This is a genomic window from Colwellia sp. SU-HH01217 (assembly GCF_057543495.1).
In genome coordinates, this window is the sequence record NZ_BAAJLX010000010.1 from 102,659 (window position 1) to 122,463 (window position 19,805).

Here is a 19,805-nt window from a genome sequence, read left to right on the forward strand (position 1 = left end):
CACGCTCTTTCGAGGAAAGTATGGAAAATATTGCTGTAGTAGGTATTGCTAATTTATTCCCGGGCTCAAGTGCTCCAGAAGAATTTTGGCAACAATTACTAAAGAAACAAGATTGCCGTAGTCAAGCGACCATTGAACAGATGGGTGTTGAACCTGCCAAATATAAAGGCAAAAAAGGTGACACAGATAAGTTTTATTGTGTGCACGGTGGTTATATCCGAGATTTTAAATTTGATGCGAGCAGTTTTGTTCAACAACAAAACGGATTAACGGCTGACTACTTTAATCAATTAGATGATTTAAACCAATGGGCTTTGTACGTTACCGAGCAAGCATTAACCGATGCAGGATATTGGGGCAGTGATAAGCTTGATAATTGTGGTGTAATTTTAGGTAACTTATCCTTTCCTACAAAATCTTCTAATCATTTATTTATGCCTTTGTATCATCAGGTGGTTGATGAGGCGTTAAAAGAATTGCTCCATGAAGACTTTCAACTCAGTAACTTTTCAAATGCTGATATAGCGTCAACAGATATTCATGCTGATAACGCACTTGTGGCTGGTTATCCAGCGGCATTATTGGCAAAAGCTGCAGGTTTAGGTGGCGCGCATTTTGCCCTTGATGCCGCATGTGCCTCTAGTTGTTATTCAGTAAAGCTTGCTTGTGATTATTTACATACTGGTAAAGCCGATATTATGTTGGCGGGTGCAGTTTCTGGTTCAGATCCTATGTTTGTTAATATGGGCTTCTCTATTTTCCAAGCCTACCCAGAAAACAATATCCATGCGCCCTTTGATAAAAATTCACAAGGCTTATTTGCTGGTGAAGGCGCAGGCATGATGGTGCTTAAACGTCATAGTGACGCAGTGCGCGATGGTGATAAAATTCACGCCATTATTAAAGGTGGTGCATTGTCAAACGATGGTAAAGGAGAGTTTGTTTTAAGTCCGAATACTAAAGGGCAAGTATTGGTTTATGAACGCGCTTATGCTGATGCTGATGTAGATCCTCGTGATGTTGATTACATTGAGTGCCACGCTACAGGAACACCAAAAGGTGACAAAGTAGAACTTGGTTCAATGGAAACCTTTTTTAGTCGTTACAATAATAAGCCTTTACTTGGCTCGGTAAAATCTAATTTAGGCCATCTGCTAACAGCTGCAGGTATGCCGGGCATGACAAAAGCAATTTGGTCGCTAAACGAAGGAAAAATACCAGCCACCATTAATTTAAACGATCCTATTGTATCGAAACAAGACTATTTGGGTGCTGAGCAAATGCTCACAGATACCGTCGATTGGCCGTCATCAAACTTAAATAAACCTAAAACTGCAGGGGTGAGTGTTTTTGGTTTTGGTGGATCAAATGCGCATTTGGTTTTACAAGCGCCAAGCCAAAAATTAGAGACTGATTTTTCAACAGCCAAAGCCCGTGAGCCGTTAGCTATTATTGGCATGGACGCACATTTTGGTCGTGCAGATAATTTAGCCAGTGTTCAGCAGTTATTTAACCAAAATGAGAATACCTTTACAGAGCTACCTAAACTGCGTTGGCGAGGAATAGAAAACAATACCAAAGTAATGAACGCCTTAGCATTAAACAAGGCACCAAAAGGCAGTTATGTTGAAAGTTTTGATATCGATTTTTTACGCTTTAAAGTGCCACCCAATGAGCAAGATTGTTTAATTCCACAACAATTAATGATGATGAAAGTCGCTGATAACGCAGCAAAAGATGCTGGCCTAAAAGAAGGCAGTAATGTGGCGGTATTAGTAGCGATGGGCATTGAATTAGAGCTTCATCAATACCGTGGACGAGTAAATTTAAGTACACAGATTGAAGAAAGCTTATTGCAACAGGGCGTAAAATTAACGCAAGAACAACGTCAAACATTAACCAATATTGCCAAAGACAGTGTTGCCTTTGCGGCGCAGCTTAATCAATACACTAGTTTTATTGGAAATATTATGGCATCGCGTATTTCTGCCTTATGGGATTTTTCGGGTCCTGCAATTACGCTTTCTGCAGAAGAAAATTCTGTATACCGCTGTGTTGAACTAGCAGAAAACTTATTTCAAACCTCAGACATAGATGCAGTAATTATTGCTGCGGTTGATTTAGCCGGTTCGGTAGAAAATATTACCCTTCGTCAGCATTACGGTAAGGTAAATATTGATGCATCACCAGCCTCTAGTCTACTTGATGAAAATACTTGGCGTGTTGGTGAAGGCGCTGCTGCTTTTGTGGTAAAACCGCAATCAAAGGTTGAAGAACAGCAGGTTTACGCCACGATTAATGGTATAAGCTTCGCTAGCGGCACTGATCAACATGTAACCTCTAATGCAACAGCTAGTGCCATAAAAAAAGCTGCGAATAATGCCTTAGCAATTGCAGGTGTTAATGCCGAAAGTATTACTTGCGTAGAAGCTCATGGTAGTGGTTTTTTACACGAAAATGCTGCTGAACAACAAGCACTTCCAGCGCTTTATTCAGGTAAACCAATCAGCTCAGTAAAGAGTAATGTAGGTCATTTATTTAATGCCTCAGGTGTGGCGAGTATTGTTAAAGCAGCATTAATGCTTGATGCTAAAAGTAACGCAAAGCCTAGTTATGTCGCGATTAACGGATTAGGTAGAGATGAAAGCTGTGCTCATTTAATTTTATCGTCAAGTCAACAAAGACATCAAACCGCCGCTGCGCCAATTGTTAAAAAACGCCCTCAATTGATCAAAACCATCAATTTAGGCGGAAATTCAATTACTGATTTAATTATCCAAAAAGGTCAAATAGCAGAATTAACTGACATCAAAAAAGCGTTTTCGAGTCAAACACTCGTTGAGGTTAGTCACCCTATTACCTTGAAAAATATACAACCTAAAGCAGTTGCACAGCACAATGTGCCTTTATCGAACACAACCGCTGTTATTGGAGCACAAGTGAAAAACAACCAACAAGGTCTTGTAAAAGGCGTATCTAGTGCAACAACTAGCACTGATGTTAGCACCCAAACGAGTAAAGAAATCTATCAAGCGTCAGCAACTCATCAAGCATTTTTAACTACGCGTCAAACAGCTCAGCAACAAATTTCACAGTTAATTGAAATGCAAGTTAATGCCAGTGCTGGACAAGCTGTTTATCGAGCGCCGACCCAACAGGTTGAGCCTGAAAAAGCGGTGAAAGTTACAAAAGAGCCTGAGCTTTCAATCGTTGCATCAAATGAACAATGGGCGAAAGAATCTGGCTTTACCATTAAAGGGCCTAAAGGTTATAACTATCCACCACTTCAATTAGCAGAACGCTTTAATCAACCTGAAAATATTATTTGGGATACCGCCGACTTAGTGGAATTTGCCGAAGGGGATATTGGTAATGTATTTGGTGAGGAATATCGCATTATCGACAGTTATTCACGACGTGTTCGCTTGCCAACAACCGATTATTTATTGGTATCGCGCGTAACCGAACTAGAAGCAACAGTTAACGAATATAAAAAGTCGTATATGTGTACAGAGTACGATATTCCTGTTGATGCGCCGTTTTTAATTGATGGTCAAATACCTTGGTCGGTGTCCGTAGAGTCTGGTCAGTGTGATTTATTGTTAATCTCTTACATTGGTATTGATTTTCAAGCCAAAGGCGAGCGCGTTTATCGCTTACTTGATTGTGAATTAACCTTCCTAGAAGAAATGGCGTTTGGCGGTGAAACGCTTCGTTATGAAATTCATATCGACAGTTATGCGAAAAATGGCGAGCAGTTGTTATTTTTCTTCCATTACGATTGTTATGTTGGTGATAAAAAAGTGCTGATTATGCGCAATGGCTGTGCTGGCTTTTTTACTGATGAAGAATTGGCTGATGGTAAAGGCGTTATCCTAAACGATAAAGATAAAGCACAGCTTGCTAATGCGAAAAAAACTTCATTTACACCATTAATGCAACGCACGCGCGATCAATACGATTATGCCGATATGATGAAACTAGTCAATGGTGATGTCGCTGGCTGTTTTGGCGAACAGTATGATCAAAAAGGTCGTAATCCGTCATTAAAATTTTCTTCTGAAAAGTTCTTAATGATTGAACGCATTACCAAAGTTGACGCATCAGGCGGTCATTGGGGTTTGGGCTTATTAGAAGGGCAAAAAGATTTAGATCCTAATCACTGGTATTTTCCTTGTCACTTTAAAGGCGACCAAGTTATGGCTGGCTCTTTAATGAGCGAAGGTTGTGGTCAAATGGCGATGTTCTTTATGTTATCCCTTGGTATGCACAGTAATGTTAATAATGCGCGTTTTCAACCTATGCCAGGTGAATCGCAAACCGTGCGCTGTCGTGGACAAGTATTGCCTCAGCATAATACCCTGACTTATCGCATGGAAGTGACTGACATGGGCATGCTGCCGCAGCCTTATTTAAAAGCGAATATTGATATTATTCTTGACGGTAAAGTCGTGGTCGATTTTCAAAACCTGTGTGTGATGATCACCGAACAAGATGAACATTCTCCTTACCCAGTTACTTTACCTAGTAATGTTGAATTGAACACGCAGCCAAAGGCTAATCATTTATTAGATGAACGCGGTGTTGAACCTTTTAAACACCCAGAGCGCCCGTTGATGAAGGTGATGTCAGATCTTACCGCGCCAAAAGAAAAAGGCGTAACGCCGATACAACATTTTGAAGCGCCAATGGTTGCAGGGCAAAATCGTGTGCCTAATCAAGCACCATTTACGCCTTGGCACATGTTTGAATTTGCCACCGGTGATATTTCAAAATGCTTTGGCCCTGACTTTGACGTTTACCAAGGTCGTATTCCTCCGCGCACTCCTTGTGGTGATTTACAGGTTGTTACCCGAGTGATTGAAGTTAAAGGTGAGCGTTTAGATCTTAAAAACCCATCAAGCTGTATTGCCGAATACGTCGTTCCAGAAGATGCATGGTATTTTACTAAAAACAGTCATGAAAATTGGATGCCTTATTCACTGATTATGGAAATAGCCCTGCAACCAAACGGTTTTATTTCTGGCTACATGGGCACCACGCTTAAGTACCCTGAAAAAGATTTGTTCTTCCGTAATCTAGACGGCAGTGGCGATTTAATTAAACAAGTTGATTTACGTGGTAAAACCATTGTCAATAAGTCTGCTTTATTAAGCACTACCATGGCAGGCGGCATGATCGTACAAAGTTTCACTTTTGAGTTATACGTTAAAAGTGAAACAGGTGGCGAAAATGACTTATTTTATAAAGGTACAGCGGTATTTGGTTATTTTGGCGCTGATGCGTTAACTAACCAATTAGGCATAGATAACGGTCGAATTACTCACCCATGGTTTGAAGATAATAATACGCCAAAATCAAACATTGAAGTGATCGATTTAACTAATAAATCACTCGCGTTTTATCAAGCACCTAGCAATAAACCTCATTACAAATTAGCAGGAGGTCAAATGAACTTTATTGACACTGTTTCTATTGTTGAAGGTGGTGGTAAAGCCGGTATCGCTTATGTACATGGCGAGCGCACTATAGATGCAACTGACTGGTTTTTCCGTTACCACTTCCATCAAGATCCAGTTATGCCAGGCTCATTAGGTGTGGAAGCAATAATCGAGTTAATGCAAACTTACGCCCTTAAAAATGATTTAGGTGCTCAGTTTACTAATCCAAGATTTATCGCACCAACTTCATTAGTTAAGTGGAAATATCGTGGACAAATCACGCCATTAAATAAACAAATGTCGTTAGATGTTCATATCACCGACATTATAAAAGAAGACGGTGAAGTGCGTTTAATCGGTGATGCTAACTTATCAAAAGATGGTCTGAGAATATACGAAGTAAAAGATATCGTGCTAAGTCTCGTTGAGGCTTAACACCGCTATCGTCATGCCGGTAGTGTTTAGGTCGGCATCTAGCTTATAAGTTTAATCACCTGAAATCCTCAGGTGTAAATATAAAAATAAGAACAAGTAAAACATAGGAACATTATGTCGAATTTAAATTACACTAATGCCAACGCTATTAACTGGGCATGGAAAGTAGATGCTAACAATATTAATACCAATGACACTGAAATAAAGTCTGCGTTGATGGACCTAACAAAACCCGTATATGTGGCTAAAGCTGCCAGTGACTTTGGTGTAACAAGTCGTCTTTCAACTTCGGCAACAACGGATGTATTAGCCTTTGCACAAACACTGAATCCTGAAGATTTAGGCGATGCTGCTTATAAAAAACAACATGGCGTAAAGTACGCTTATCATGGCGGTGCAATGGCCAATGGTATTGCGTCGGTTGAGTTAGTTGTTGCTTTAGGTAAAGCAGGGTTTTTATGCTCGTTTGGCGCAGCGGGTCTAGTGCCTGATGCCGTTGAAGCAGCGATTCGTCGTATTCAAGCTGAGCTGCCTAATGGGCCTTATGCGGTTAATTTAATTCATGCCCCTGCTGAAGAAGCACTTGAGCGCGGTGCGGTTGAGCGCTTTCTTAAGTTAGGCGTCAAAACTGTTGAAGCATCAGCTTATTTAGGGCTTACTGAGCATATTGTTTGGTATCGTTTAGCGGGTTTGTCAAAAAACGCTGACGGCACGGTAAATATTGGTAACAAGGTTATCGCTAAAGTATCGCGCACTGAAGTGGGTCGTCGTTTTATGGAGCCTGCGCCGCAAAAGTTTATTGATAAATTATTGGCCCAAGGAAAAATCACTCCAGAGCAAGCTGAGCTTTCAAAGTTAGTGCCAATGGCTGACGATATTACCGCAGAAGCTGATTCTGGCGGTCATACAGACAATCGCCCATTCTTAACTTTATTGCCAACCATTATTGCTTTGCGCGATGAAGTTCAAGCTCAATATAACTTCTCGCCTGCGTTGAGAGTAGGTGCTGGTGGTGGTATTGGTACGCCAGAAGCAGCGCTTGCTGCTTTTAATATGGGAGCTGCTTACATTGTTTTAGGCTCGGTAAACCAAGCGTGTGTTGAAGCAGGCGCATCAGATTACACCCGTAAATTGTTGGCAAATGTTGAAATGGCAGATGTCACCATGGCGCCAGCCGCTGACATGTTTGAAATGGGTGTTAAACTGCAAGTAGTAAAGCGCGGTTCAATGTTCGCTATGCGCGCTAAAAAGCTTTATGAACTTTATGTAGCTTACGACTCCATTGAAGATATTCCTGCAGAGGAACGTTTAAAGATTGAGAAACAAATATTCCGTTCAAACCTTGATGATGTTTGGGCTGGCACAGAAGCGTTTTTCCAAGAGCGTGATCCTGAAATGTTAGCCCGTGCGCAAAGTAGCTCTAAACGTAAAATGGCGCTTATATTTCGTTGGTACTTAGGGCTGAGCTCTCGTTGGTCGAATACCGGTGAAAAGGGCAGGGAAATGGATTACCAAATTTGGGCAGGCCCCAGTTTAGGCGCTTTCAATAGTTGGGTAAAAGGCACATACTTAGAAGATTATACCCGTCGTGGTGCAGTAGATGTTGCCTTGCATATGCTAAAAGGTGCCGCTTATTTACAACGCGTAAATCAGTTAAAACTACAAGGCGTAAGCTTATCAACTGAGTTAGCCAGTTATCGCACGAGTGATTAACGCAGCTTATTGACAAGAGAAATAAGGAAGAGGTATGTCAGAATACTTTGCCAAAGTTCACTGGGTAAGACAAAGCAGCGAAAGTTATATTGATAATCAATATAGCCGAGGGCACCAATGGGACTTTGATGGCGGAGTCACCGTGCCAGCGTCATCTTCTCCTCATGTTGTGCCTCTACCTTACTCTGTTGAAGCTAATGTTGATCCTGAAGAGGCGTTTGTCGCCTCACTTTCTAGCTGTCATATGTTGTTCTTTTTATCGATAGCCGCAAAAAGAAAATATGTGGTCGATTCTTATAGCGATCATGCAGTTGGGGTGATGGCAAAAGACAGTGAGGGAAAAATAGCTATGACGCAAGTTACCCTCAAACCTCATGTACAGTTTTCGGGTGATAAACAACCAAGTATGGCGCAACTTGAAAAAATGCACCATCAATCACATGAACAATGTTTTATTGCAAATTCAGTGAAAACAGAGGTTGCGATTGAAATAATCGCTTAATATGGAAGAAGGCAGTGTTTCACTCATATAAAAAAGCCAACTTCAATTGGAGTTAGCACTTTGAATAGGAAAAGCTAGCAAATAAACTTCTATTTTAGTATGAGTTAACTCTGCGCTATTTTTACGCGAATTCTATTCTTTGCAACACGTGTTTCGTGCAATGCTTCAATTGCCAACTTTGCTTGAGCGTCGTTTGGTATTTCAACAAAAGCAAAGCCTTTAGACTTTCCTGTTTCTTGATCTAGTACTAACGTACATTCTTTAACCGAGCCATGCTCAGAGAATAAGGTGCGAATTTCTTGTTCGGTTGTCGAGCGTGAAAGGTTACGAACTAAAAGTTTCATAATGAGCCATGTTGTCTGTGATTGCGGACTGAATTGTCTCACATTTTCAAAACAGACCAAACAACTTTAATTATTTGATCTGTTTAATCCTTATAATTTGTGTTTATTAGCCTTTATTCTCTAACAAGCTAATGAAAAAGCTCATTTCTACAGCTTTTTCTTTTAAGCTTTTAAAGCGCCCAGAAGCGCCGCCATGACCTGCATCCATATCTGTTTTAAACACTAATAAATTATTGTCGGTTTTATATTCACGTAATTTTGCTACCCACTTCATCGGCTCAAAATATTGTACCTGCGAGTCATGTAAACCTGTCGTAACCAAAATATGGGGATAATCTTGTTGACGAATATTATCGATAGGGGAATAAGCTAAAATGTCTTGATACGCTTGGGCTTCGTTAGGGTTGCCCCATTCATCGTATTCATTAGTGGTTAATGGAATACTTTCATCTAACATGGTGGTGACTACATCTAAAAATGGCACATGGGCGCCAATACCTAAATATAATTCAGGTGCTTGGTTAACAACTGCGCCCATCAATAATCCGCCTGCGCTACCGCCTGAAGCAAATATTTTATCTTTAGCGCCATAACTTTGCTCAACAAGCGCTTTGGTTACATCAATAAAGTCGTTAAAGGTATTTTGTTTATGTGATTTTTTACCGTTTTCATACCACTGACGGCCAAGCATTTCTGAGCCGCGAATATGAGCGATAGCATAAACAAAACCTCGGTCAAGTAAGCTTAAGGTGTGGCTTGAAAAATTAGGATCAATGGTAATACCGTAGGCACCATAACCATATTGAAGTAACGGATTAGTGCCATCTTTTTTAAAAGTATCGGTGCGGTAAACAAGTGATACGGGGACTTTCACGCCATCGCGAGCGGTTATAAATAAACGCTCAGATTGATAGTTTTCTTTAGTAAAGGTGCCTAATACTTTTTGCTGTTTAAGTAGTGTTCTTTTACCTGTTGCTAGATCAAATTCAAATAGTGAACCAGGGGTTGTTAAGCTCGAATAGTAAAGACGTGCGGTAGTACTTTCTGGTTCAGGGTTATCTCCAAGACAAGCAAAGTAACAAGGATCATCAAAAACCAGAGGGTATTGGCTACCGGCATTTTTGCCATTAATGGTATGAACAATAAAGCGTATTTGACCTTGTTCACGTTCGGTGACTACCATAAAGTTATGAAATATCTCAATGCCTTCAATAAAAACAGCTTCTCGGTGCGGTACGAGTTCTTGCCACTGTGTAATATCAGCTATTTTATCTGCTTCTACTTTCATTACGCGAAAGTTGTGCGCTTGATAATTAGTGACAATATAAAAGTTATCGCCCATTTTATCAGCATGATACTCATGTGCTGTTTGATAGGGGAGTAGCTCAATAAATTCGCCATTTGCCTCATCAGCGTTTAAGACTAAATGATGGGTAGATTCTGTGGCGTGTAGACTAATATAAATTAATGAATCGTCGCGACTTTTATCCAAACTCATGTAAAAGCTATGATCGTTTTCTTGGTAAACCAAGACATCGTCCGATTGTGGGGTGCCTATTTTATGACGGTAAACCTGAGTACCTAATAAGGTCTCTAAGTCTTTTTTTACATAAAAAACCGTTTGATTATCATTGGCCCAAACAATTTGTCCTTCCGTTTCAGTCAAGGTATCTGTTAAAAAATTATGCGAAGCTGATGGTTGAGACAAGTCTTTAAAGTAAATAGTGTAAATTCGGCGACTATCGGTATCTTCAGAGATAGACATTAATTGATCGTTAGGACTAATAGATAAATCACCTAAATCATAAAACTCATGATTTATGGCCCTTTCATTAACGTTTAAAAGTAATGTTTTGTTGTCACCCGTAAAACTGGTTGCTCGATAATAATTTGAATATTCTTGCTCACCACTTATTTCGCTGTGATACCAGTATTTTCCATCTTTGGATGGCACGGTATTATCATCTTTTACAATACGACTTTTGAGTTCGTTAAAAAGCTCTTCTTGTAAAGGTTTTTGTTCGCTTAACCTTGTATCAGCATAGTTATTTTCAGCTTCGAGATGTGCCAAAATTTCTTCATCTTGTCGTTGGTCATCACGCATCCAGTAATAGTTATCTATGCGTGTATGATTATGGATTTCCATTTTATGAGGGATTTTCTTGGCAACGGGAGCTTGTACAGGCGAGTAACTATTATTTGAAGATGATTTTGACAATTGAGGTTCCTATTAACGAGTTTGGTGTTTATTATAGCTAAATTAAGTTAAAAATACTTCAGGAATAGAAGATGTTAATTCAAATTGGAATGTTAGTTTTTGCCATTATATTAGCTGTATATTCAGCAAAATATTTAGTTGCAGGTGCAATATCTATTGCCCGGAAATTTAATATCCCACAATTTATTATTGGTGCCTTTATCATAGGTTTTGGTACATCGTTACCAGAATTTTCGGTGAATTTAGGCGCAGCATTACAAGGAAATACTGATTTAGCGCTTGCCAATATACTAGGAAGTAACTTATTTAATACTTGTGTGGTGCTAGGTTTGATTGGTTTGTCTGGCACTTTAGTGATTAACAGCGATGTGAGAGTAAAAGATACGCCTTATCATATGATTGCTGCACTAATGATTGCCGTGTGCGGAAATCAGCTTTATTTAGATCATATTAATTATCATCAATTAATGTTGAGTCACGGCATTATATTGTTAAGCTTTTTCTCTATTTATGTTTATTACACTCTGCTAGAAGTTAAACAAGGCGCTAGCCATAAAAAACCTTTACATGCTCATCATCATGTAGCTAGTACAGAAGAAGTACTACCATCTACGTTAAGTTCTTTTATAAAAGTAGCGTTAGGACTTAGTGGTTTAGTTGTTGGCGGTGAATTGATTGTATCGTCGGCAGAAGAAATAGCCAGTTTATTTGGTTTATCTAATCGATTAATTGGTTTGTTAATTGTTGGCCCTGGTACCTCTATGCCTGAATTAATAGCGAGTATTATCGCTTTAAAACAGCGTAATACCGCTTTAGTACTTGGTAATGTTATGGGGTCTAACTTATTTAACGTATTTTTTACTTTAGGTATTACCGCGACTATCACGCCAATCCCGTTTGACTTTTCATTAAACCAAGCTGTTTTACTTAATTTTGTTTCGGCTGTTTTTTTAGCGGTAACTTTTGCATTTATAAATCGTGAAAAAATGAGTAAACTCACCGCGTTTTTATTATTATTAATTTATGGCGTTTATATATTTTTAGCCATTATTAATTAAGGGCTGCTTTGTCTTGAGTCAGATCAAAGGTAACACATTTGACACTATCTTTTACTGTACATTTTACTGTTAGAGTGTAAAATGTAAATAGTAGTAATTCTCATTAACGTTTTAAGATTTAGTGTATGACTTTAGCCGATTTAGCTGTTAACCAAAAAGCACATATTAGTGTGCTACCTAGTGATATAGATTTAGCCGCCCGCCTTCTTGAGCAGGGCTTTGCGCTACGCACTGAAATTTCGCTAGCCCATAAAGCGCCTTGGAATGGTCCACTTGCTTTTCGTTTGCATAATACAAAAGTGACTATTCAGCCAAAAATTGCTGAACAAATTCAAGTGATACTTTCGTAATGGCGAATTGTCATGATACTAATGTACAAATTGCCGATGCAGAACGTACTAAAAATAATCCACACTATGCGCTTGTAGGTTTTGCCAACTCTGGTAAAAGTACGCTATTCAATCTTTTTTCTGGCGATAAACAGGCAGTCGGTAACTGGTCAGGAGTGACGGTTAGCGCGAAAAATAAATCAATCAATTTGCCCGATCACACTGCAATGCTAACCGATTTACCTGGCTTAAGCTCACTAACTGAACATGACGTTCAAGGGCAAGATTTAAGTATAAGTCAGCAATTTCTGCAGAAAAAGTCGGTTGATTTATTAATTAATGTAGTTGACGCCACTCAATTAACTCGCCAATTGTATTTGACAACGCAATTGCTTGAATTGGGTGTTCCAATGATAGTGTTGCTTAATAAAACCGATCGTAAAGAAGCGTTGCATGTTAATTGTAAACAGCTTTCAAGAGAGCTTGGTTGTCCTGTTATCGAAATTAGTGCACAAAACCAAGGTTCTTTGACCGATATTTACCCGTTGTTAGCAACGCGTTTACCACCGAATACAGAATGTTTGAAACAAAGTTGCTTATGCGCTTCCCAACCGGTTAAAAAAGCGACGCAAGATTGCGAACAACCTGCCGAAAATAAGATCAGTGTTGTCGATAGACATCAGTTTGTTCATGATATTGTTGCTAAAGCAAGCCAAGCTAAAACTGCTATTACAGGTTTTACCGACAAAGTAGATGATATTGTATTGCATCCAATTATAGGGATTCCTATTTTCTTCGCGATGATGTATCTGTTGTTTATGTTCGCCATTAATGTGGGCGGTGCATTTATTGATTTCTTTGATATCTTATCCGGCAATATCTTTGTGGAATATCCGATCTATTTCCTCGCGCCGTTAGAGCTACCTCAATGGGCATTGACTATTGTTGAAGGTATTGGCAGCGGTATACAAACGGTGGCGACATTTATTCCTATTATTGCTTGCTTATTTATAGGCTTATCGGTTTTAGAAAGTAGTGGCTACTTAGCTCGTGCTGCATTTGTTGTTGATGTAGTTATGCAAAAAATTGGACTGCCGGGTAAGGCTTTTGTCCCGCTAATTGTTGGTTTTGGTTGTACAGTACCTGCGGTAATGTCGGCACGAGTTCTTGATAGTGAAAGGGAGCGTATTACTACTGTGATGATGGCGCCCTTTATGTCGTGTGGCGCTCGTTTACCTGTGTATGCCTTGTTTGCTGCAGCATTTTTCCCTGATAATGGCCAAAACTTGGTATTTTTACTTTATTTAATCGGTATTGCAGCAGCAATATTTACGGGATTTTTACTGAAAAAAACCACGTTGCCGGGCAATAGCTCTTTAAATATTATGGAACTCCCGCTATATGAAATTCCTAAGCTTTCATATATTAGTTTACGTGTTTGGCAACGTACTAAAGGCTTTGTTACAGGTGCAGGTAAAACGATTGTTATAGTTGTTTGCTTACTTAACTTTTTTAACTCCATTGACTTAGACGGTAACTTTGGTAACCAAGACAGCGAAAATTCTGTATTAAGCCAAGGTGCTAAAGTTGTAATGCCATTGCTAGCACCTATGGGAGTTAAAGAAGATAATTGGCAAGCGGGTGTCGGTATTATAACCGGTATTTTTGCCAAAGAAGTGTTAGTGGCTACTTTTAATAGCTTATATTCCCCACATGATGCTGAGCAAGGTGAAGATCCTTCATTAATTAATAGTTGGCATGAAGCTGTTGATAGTATTAAAGCAAATCTATTAGGCATTGAAGCGGACGATCCTTTAGGTATGAATGTCGGGGACTTAACCGATTTAGAAATTGCTGCCCAAGAGCAGGAAGTTGAAGTTACCACTTACCATATAATGCAAGCGGCTTTTGTTGGCCAATTAGGCGCTTTCAGTTATTTGCTATTTATATTGCTTTACACTCCATGTGTAGCGGCGATGGGAGCAATTAAAAATGAAGTAGGCACTAAATGGGCGAGTTTTGCTGCTATTTGGAGTTTTACGCTAGCCTATCTTGCGGCAACCTTATGCTATCAACTGGGTAACTTTATGAATAACCCTCAATATGCCAGTGTTTGTATAATGGCTGTATTTATTACATTCTGGGGGATTTATATTTGGCTTAAGAAGCAGGGTAGTAAAATTCTCACTATTCCGATTTCGGTTAAATATTCTTAATACTCCTCCTTACAGTACGTGTAAACAAAGTGTAAATATGTCGAAAATATTTACACTTTTTTTTGTTAAAAAAATAACTGTTTGTAATTTATGACTTTATTTTATGGCGCAAAAATTGCTCTTATCGAAAAGATGATTTTAAACATATAAAATGGAGTTATGTAATGAGTAAAATAAAGTTAAACAAGGTAGTTAGTGGTGCGTTATTAACGCTTGGCTTATTGTCGGTAAATGCTAATGCAGGAATTTTAGCGCTTTCTGATAGTGATTTTAATGCGAGTGCTGGCCTAATTACTTTTTCAGAATATGCAGTGGGTACAGTAAACCCTGGATATGTTGCAGCAGACTACGGTGGAGATGTTGGCTCACCAGATGTTAATTTTGCTGGTTGGTTTAATGGGCAATCGTTAAGTGCAAATCCTGGCGCAGACTGTCCCGGTGCTGCCGCTTCCGCCTGTATTGTCGGTAATCCTACTAATGCGTTAAGCTTAGATGCTAATTCAACCGATACTTTTATTACACAAGATGGCGCTAACCCTACTAGCCCTGTTCTAAGTGGAACACCAACGTATAATGGCGGTATTGCAATTTTGTTCAGCTCTGATCAATATGGGGTTGGTTTTGACGGTGGTTTTTTTAATGCCGTTGGTTCTACTGCAATTACAGCATTTGCTCGTGATGGTAGTTTAATCGGCTCGGTTGCCAATACGGTAGAGGGTATTGAATTTTTAGGGTTAGTGACTGATGATCAAACCGCTTCTATTGCAGGTGTATTTTTAGACTTAGTCGGTGCTGAGCCTGCTGGTTTTGCGATTGATAATATTCGTTTCGGTGGTATAGGCGATATTAGAGTTGATGAAATCCCTGAGCCGACAACTATTGCTATGTTAGCGTTAGGTTTAGCTGGTCTGAGTTTACGTAGACGTAAAAACTAGTAATATTTTTACCTCATTGAAGCATCAATATTATATTGGTGCTTTTTTTATGTCTAAAATTTATTTTTTTACTGACAAACAGCATATTAAATGTGTTTAAAAGTTGGCATATCCAGTTAGTGCTAGTTTATTTCCTTTTTAATGCTTATCATTACTCTATTAAAAATACACGTGATACGGAGAAAGTTAAATGGAACAGCAAGTAGATGGTAGTTGTTTATGTGGCAAAGTAAAAAGTACGGTAACAGGTCCATTTCAACGCTTTTATCAGTGTTATTGTGATCGCTGTCAAAGGAAAACAGGTTCAGCTTTTGCTTCACTAATTTTTACTACGCCTGAAAGCATTCAATGGCATTCAGGTAAAGAATTAACCAAACGCTTTGATTTACCAAATGCCGTGCGCTTTAGTAATTGTTTTTGCACTGAGTGTGGCTCACAAGTACCTTATTTAAGTCGAGATGGTGCTTTTTTAGTTATTCCTGCGGGTTATTTAGCTGGCGGTGACCCACAAATTACCCCACAAGCCAATATCTTTTGGGACGAGCGTCCTTGTTGGTTTGATGAAGGTAGAAAAGCAGATACTTTTAGTACCTATCCGGAATAATACTAAGTAATCTTTTTATTACAGTTTAAGAGTTTACTATGCAGAGTGCGGAATATTGTTTTACGCGGTTTAATTCATCGATAAAAGAGATTGAATTACCCGAGAAGTTTACCTTTCCTTTTTATTATCAGCCGCACTCATTATCGCTGATAGCGGTTAAAGAACTGCAAACTTATCTTGAACATCAAACAGCTTGGCAGCATGATTTTGGCATAGACGGCATTAACGAATCGTCTAATGGTAAAATGTTTGGTGTCTTAGTTGTGCAAACCGCGTCTGGAGAAATAGGCTATTTATCGGCTTTTTCTGGCAAACTTGCTGATCAAAGCATACTCCCTCCTTTTGTTCCTCCGGTATTTGATGCTTTTGAAAAAGATAATTTTTTCCTTACTGGCCAAAATAAAGTTAACCAATTAACGCAACACCTTGCTCATTTACACGAAAATAGTCTTATTGTTAAATTTGAAGCTTTATTGGCGAAGTTGAAAGCGGATGAAGCCGATGCTATTGCCGCGCACAGAGCCTTGATGATAGAGGGGCGACAAAAGCGAAAAGCGCAACGTATTGCTGCAGAGTCATTATTGAATGAAACCGAACTTGCACAACTTAACGATTCGCTAAGTAAAGAAAGCATTAATGATAAAAACCAATTAAGGGACTTAAAAACCTTTTGGTTAGAAAAAATAAAAGAAGTCGCTCAACCGCTTAATTTGTTAACCGATGAAATTGAGCAATGCATTGAGGAACGAAAGCGCTTATCTAATGCTTTGCAATACCAATTATTTGAACATTACAGTTTTTTAAATATTAAGAAAGAGCCGAAAACGTTAAACGCAATTTTTGATGAACTGCCAGAGCGCACTCCTCCTGCTGGCTCTGGTGACTGCGCCGCACCAAAATTATTACAATATGCTTTTCAACATAATATGAAGCCGATTGCCATGGCTGAGTTTTGGTGGGGTACTGCGCCAAAATCTGAAGTACGACAACATAAAAATTTTTATGGAGCCTGCCAAGGAAAGTGTCAACCCATATTAGGGCATATGCTTAGCGGAATTGAGTTAGATGATAACCCTTTGCTAGTTAATCCTGCTCAGGGGAAAGTGTTAGATATTATTTACCAAGATGAGGATATGCTCATCATCAATAAACCTGCTGAGTTCTTATCAGTACCCGGAAAGAATATAACCGACAGTGTTTATACGCGTATTAAGGAACAATATTTAGCAGCAACAGGACCGCTAATTGTTCATCGTCTTGATATGTCGACATCAGGTTTAATGGTTATTGCATTAACGAAAAGAGCCCATAAAAAACTACAACAACAATTCATTTCTAGAACTGTAGAAAAGCGTTATGTCGCCTTGGTTGAAGGTGACTTATCCAATGAGTCAGGGGTAATAAATTTACCGTTACGAGTAGATTTAAATGATCGACCTCGACAAGTTGTTTGCTATGAATATGGCAAGCATGCGGAAACAAAATGGCAGTTGCATGAAAACAGCAAAGCGGTTGAAGCAATTGATCCTGAAGCTGCATTGACGCGAGTATATTTATACCCTAAAACTGGCCGCACTCATCAATTAAGAGTACATTGTGCTCATGCTCAAGGGTTGAATATGCCCATTAAAGGCGATGATTTATATGGTAAAAAGTCTAACCGTTTATGTTTACATGCCGAGCAACTTGCGTTGAACCATCCTATAACGCATGAGCGAATGACTTTTCAAGTTGATGCTGATTTTTAATCGCTTTGCTTTAATGGGTGATTATAAAAACTGAGCCGAGCCTTTAACAGACTTTTACAGGGTCTATTAAGATTGATCTAATATTTGTAAAATCTGACCAGTTAAACTTACTTTAGCTTTTACAAAGTTCTTAACTGTTCCACCAAAAGCATTTTTACCTCGATATGACATTTGAACAATCAGAAAATCCCCTTTGTCCCAATAAATAGTCTTGTCATGCTCATAACTATCAGGGTCGTTCATTGCATCTTTAATAAGTCTTTCTAGTTTATTATGAGAACCATCCCATGAACTGAATTGACTGTTTATTTCATCATCTCGTTTTGCTTTTATTTCTCGAAGTATTTCAACTTCTCTAATTTTATTTCTATAATATTCATATTTATTTAAGTATTTTTCATTATCAGGGCTTAGAGTAAGAAGTTCTTCATATATTTTAAGGTTATTTGATAGCTCAGATACAGGTGTGTTATTTAGCTTTCTTAATAACTTGTTAATTCCTTTTGTCTTTTTTATTTCCGCTAACTTGATTGATGCTAATGAATTGAGCTCCTTAAGCTCGCTATCATTCGTTAGCATATATTTTGTTGATAAATTTAGGACCTTTGCATACTCTTTATTTAATAAATCCGTTTTTAGAGAATTTAGGACTTTCTGTCGATTATCATTAAAATAAGTTATATTTTCTTGTCGCATTTTGAGAATATAATCAGCCTCGTGTTGAGCTTGCAAAGCTAATATCTCTTGAGATTTTTTAGTTTGACTGTGTGATAAAAAGAGAGAATAAGTTAAAAATAATGCGAATATAGTAATTGTCCTACTTTTAGGGGAGAGTTTTATATTTGTCTTTGAATAAATATACTCTCTCACAGGAGGTGTGAGAAATAGCGAAATGCATAATAAGGATAATCCAGCCAAAAAAGAATCAAAAATTGATACCAATCCAATCAGCAAAAATAATATACCAAAAATCCAGCTTAAAACTAGATAAACATATTGCATAATTAATCCTTTATATTAGGTTTTTTGTATATTTAACTTAATAATTATGCTGCTTAATACTTAAAAGTACAATATATAACTAGGTTAAGAGTGGTCATACTTTGATATAATTATATGTAATTTCTTACGATATGCTTATTTAACTGTAAGGTATTACTATAAAGTTTATGACTTGAAACTTGAGCTAGGGAGGCCCAAGTTTCAATGTATGCTTAAACCGTTAGCATTTTTTTCGTAGCGGCAATTAAGTGATGCTTCGTATTCGGCTCGACCGATGCATGACCTGATGCTTCACTAACAATAAGTGTCGATTTTGGTAACTGTTGGTGTAGTAACCAAGCATTATCAAATGGACAAACAATATCGTATCGGCCATGAACAATGGTGGTAGGAATATCAGCTATTTTATCGCAGTTGGCGAGAATTTGATTCGGTGATAAAAAGCAGTCATTCACCATAAAATGTGCCTCATGGCGCGCGAGTGTCCAAGCAGAATCATCACCTGTTGCGGCATCAACAAAAGCTTGATCGGGTACTAAGGTACAGCACCGGATTTCCCAAATACTCCACGCTTTAGCCACTTGTAAAGCAAGCGTTTTATCACTACCTGTCATAATATCGTAAGCGGCTTTTACGCCACCATTTTTTTGATCTTCAGGTAATGCTGATAAATAGTCATTCCAAAAATCAGGGTATATGCGTGTAGCGCCACCACCTGAAAATGTCCAGTTAGTGTCTATATCGCGGGCAAGGAAAATGCCTCTTAAAACTAAACTCTTAACATGGTTTGGGTGAGTTTGTGCATAAACTAACGACAAGGTAGATCCCCAAGAACCACCAAATACATGCCACTTGTCTACTTTAAGCTTTGTTCTTATTTTTTCGATGTCTTGAACAAGTGTATCGGTATTATTATTATCTAAGCAGCCATGGGGTACTGAACGTCCACAGCCTCTTTGATCGAATAAAATGATGTGATATTTTTCGGGATCAAAAAAGCGGCGATCATTAGTGGAAGCGCCTCCGCCAGGTCCACCATGAATAAATAACACAGGTTGTCCTTGAGGATTACCACATTGTTCTACATAGACTTGATGCTGATGGTCAACGTTGAGTAAAAAATCATTAAAAGGTGAGATTTCAGGGTAAAATTCATTCATTGTATTTTCCTCTTGATGAAGTTTAAAAAGATAAAGGAGGCGTCAAGGTAAACTCCGCGAAAACGAGTTGTTTACCTTGAACTTATTTGAGCGATGGATT

The 19,805-nt window shown here is 38.6% G+C and carries 13 protein-coding genes; 9 read left to right on the top strand and 4 right to left on the bottom strand.

Annotated features, from left to right (window positions below; genetic code table 11):
- Nucleotides 1–20 precede the first annotated feature (20 nt).
- The 3 genes from AC27G3_RS12950 (at nt 21) to AC27G3_RS12960 (ending at nt 8,091) form a co-directional block, all read left to right on the top strand.
- Complete coding sequence (locus tag AC27G3_RS12950; protein WP_487122171.1) at nt 21–5,876, top strand: hotdog fold thioesterase; 5,856 nt, start codon at nt 21–23, stop codon at nt 5,874–5,876.
- A 114-nt stretch (nt 5,877–5,990) separates the two neighbouring features.
- Nucleotides 5,991–7,589 (top strand): PfaD family polyunsaturated fatty acid/polyketide biosynthesis protein, encoded by a 1,599-nt coding sequence (locus AC27G3_RS12955; RefSeq protein ID WP_487122173.1) that lies wholly within the window; start codon nt 5,991–5,993, stop codon nt 7,587–7,589.
- A gap of 34 nt (nt 7,590–7,623) precedes the next feature.
- Nucleotides 7,624–8,091, top strand: coding sequence for an OsmC family protein (locus AC27G3_RS12960; protein ID WP_487122175.1), 468 nt, complete (start codon nt 7,624–7,626; stop codon nt 8,089–8,091).
- A gap of 104 nt (nt 8,092–8,195) precedes the next feature.
- Here the strand turns inward: AC27G3_RS12960 and AC27G3_RS12965 are convergent, their stop codons facing one another.
- The gene (locus AC27G3_RS12965) at nt 8,196–8,435 is read right to left on the bottom strand and encodes an RNA recognition motif domain-containing protein (protein ID WP_487122177.1); all 240 of its coding nucleotides are present in this window, start codon (nt 8,433–8,435) and stop codon (nt 8,196–8,198) included.
- A gap of 106 nt (nt 8,436–8,541) precedes the next feature.
- Complete coding sequence (locus AC27G3_RS12970) at nt 8,542–10,653, bottom strand: S9 family peptidase (RefSeq protein ID WP_487122179.1); 2,112 nt, start codon at nt 10,651–10,653, stop codon at nt 8,542–8,544.
- A 71-nt stretch (nt 10,654–10,724) separates the two neighbouring features.
- Between AC27G3_RS12970 and AC27G3_RS12975 the strand changes: the two genes are divergently transcribed.
- The 6 genes from AC27G3_RS12975 (at nt 10,725) to AC27G3_RS13000 (ending at nt 17,543) form a co-directional block, all read left to right on the top strand.
- Nucleotides 10,725–11,711 carry a calcium/sodium antiporter gene (locus tag AC27G3_RS12975; RefSeq protein ID WP_487122181.1) on the top strand — a complete coding sequence of 329 codons (987 nt, stop codon included), beginning with the start codon at nt 10,725–10,727 and terminating at the stop codon, nt 11,709–11,711.
- 125 nt (nt 11,712–11,836) lie between these two features.
- Nucleotides 11,837–12,061: a FeoA family protein gene (locus tag AC27G3_RS12980; protein WP_487122183.1), complete on the top strand. Its 225-nt coding sequence runs from the start codon at nt 11,837–11,839 to the stop codon at nt 12,059–12,061.
- On the top strand, nt 12,061–14,256 hold the full coding sequence (gene feoB, locus AC27G3_RS12985) for a ferrous iron transport protein B (protein ID WP_487122185.1): 2,196 nt from the start codon (nt 12,061–12,063) through the stop codon (nt 14,254–14,256). The genes AC27G3_RS12980 and feoB overlap by 1 nt, the downstream gene beginning before the upstream one ends.
- A 164-nt stretch (nt 14,257–14,420) precedes the next feature.
- The gene (locus tag AC27G3_RS12990; RefSeq protein ID WP_487122186.1) at nt 14,421–15,191 is read left to right on the top strand and encodes a PEP-CTERM sorting domain-containing protein; all 771 of its coding nucleotides are present in this window, start codon (nt 14,421–14,423) and stop codon (nt 15,189–15,191) included.
- A 190-nt stretch (nt 15,192–15,381) separates the two neighbouring features.
- The gene (locus AC27G3_RS12995; RefSeq protein ID WP_487122188.1) at nt 15,382–15,795 is read left to right on the top strand and encodes a GFA family protein; all 414 of its coding nucleotides are present in this window, start codon (nt 15,382–15,384) and stop codon (nt 15,793–15,795) included.
- Nucleotides 15,796–15,833: 38 nt separating this feature from the next.
- Complete coding sequence (locus tag AC27G3_RS13000; protein ID WP_487122190.1) at nt 15,834–17,543, top strand: RluA family pseudouridine synthase; 1,710 nt, start codon at nt 15,834–15,836, stop codon at nt 17,541–17,543.
- Nucleotides 17,544–17,609: 66 nt separating this feature from the next.
- Here AC27G3_RS13000 and AC27G3_RS13005 read toward each other — a convergent pair whose 3' ends face one another.
- Both AC27G3_RS13005 and pip read right to left on the bottom strand, forming a co-directional pair.
- A complete protein-coding gene (locus AC27G3_RS13005; protein ID WP_487122191.1) occupies nt 17,610–18,545 on the bottom strand; it encodes a hypothetical protein in 936 nt (311 codons plus the stop codon).
- 212 nt (nt 18,546–18,757) lie between these two features.
- Complete coding sequence (gene pip, locus AC27G3_RS13010; protein ID WP_487122193.1) at nt 18,758–19,705, bottom strand: prolyl aminopeptidase; 948 nt, start codon at nt 19,703–19,705, stop codon at nt 18,758–18,760.
- Between the last annotated feature and the right edge of the window lie 100 nt (nt 19,706–19,805).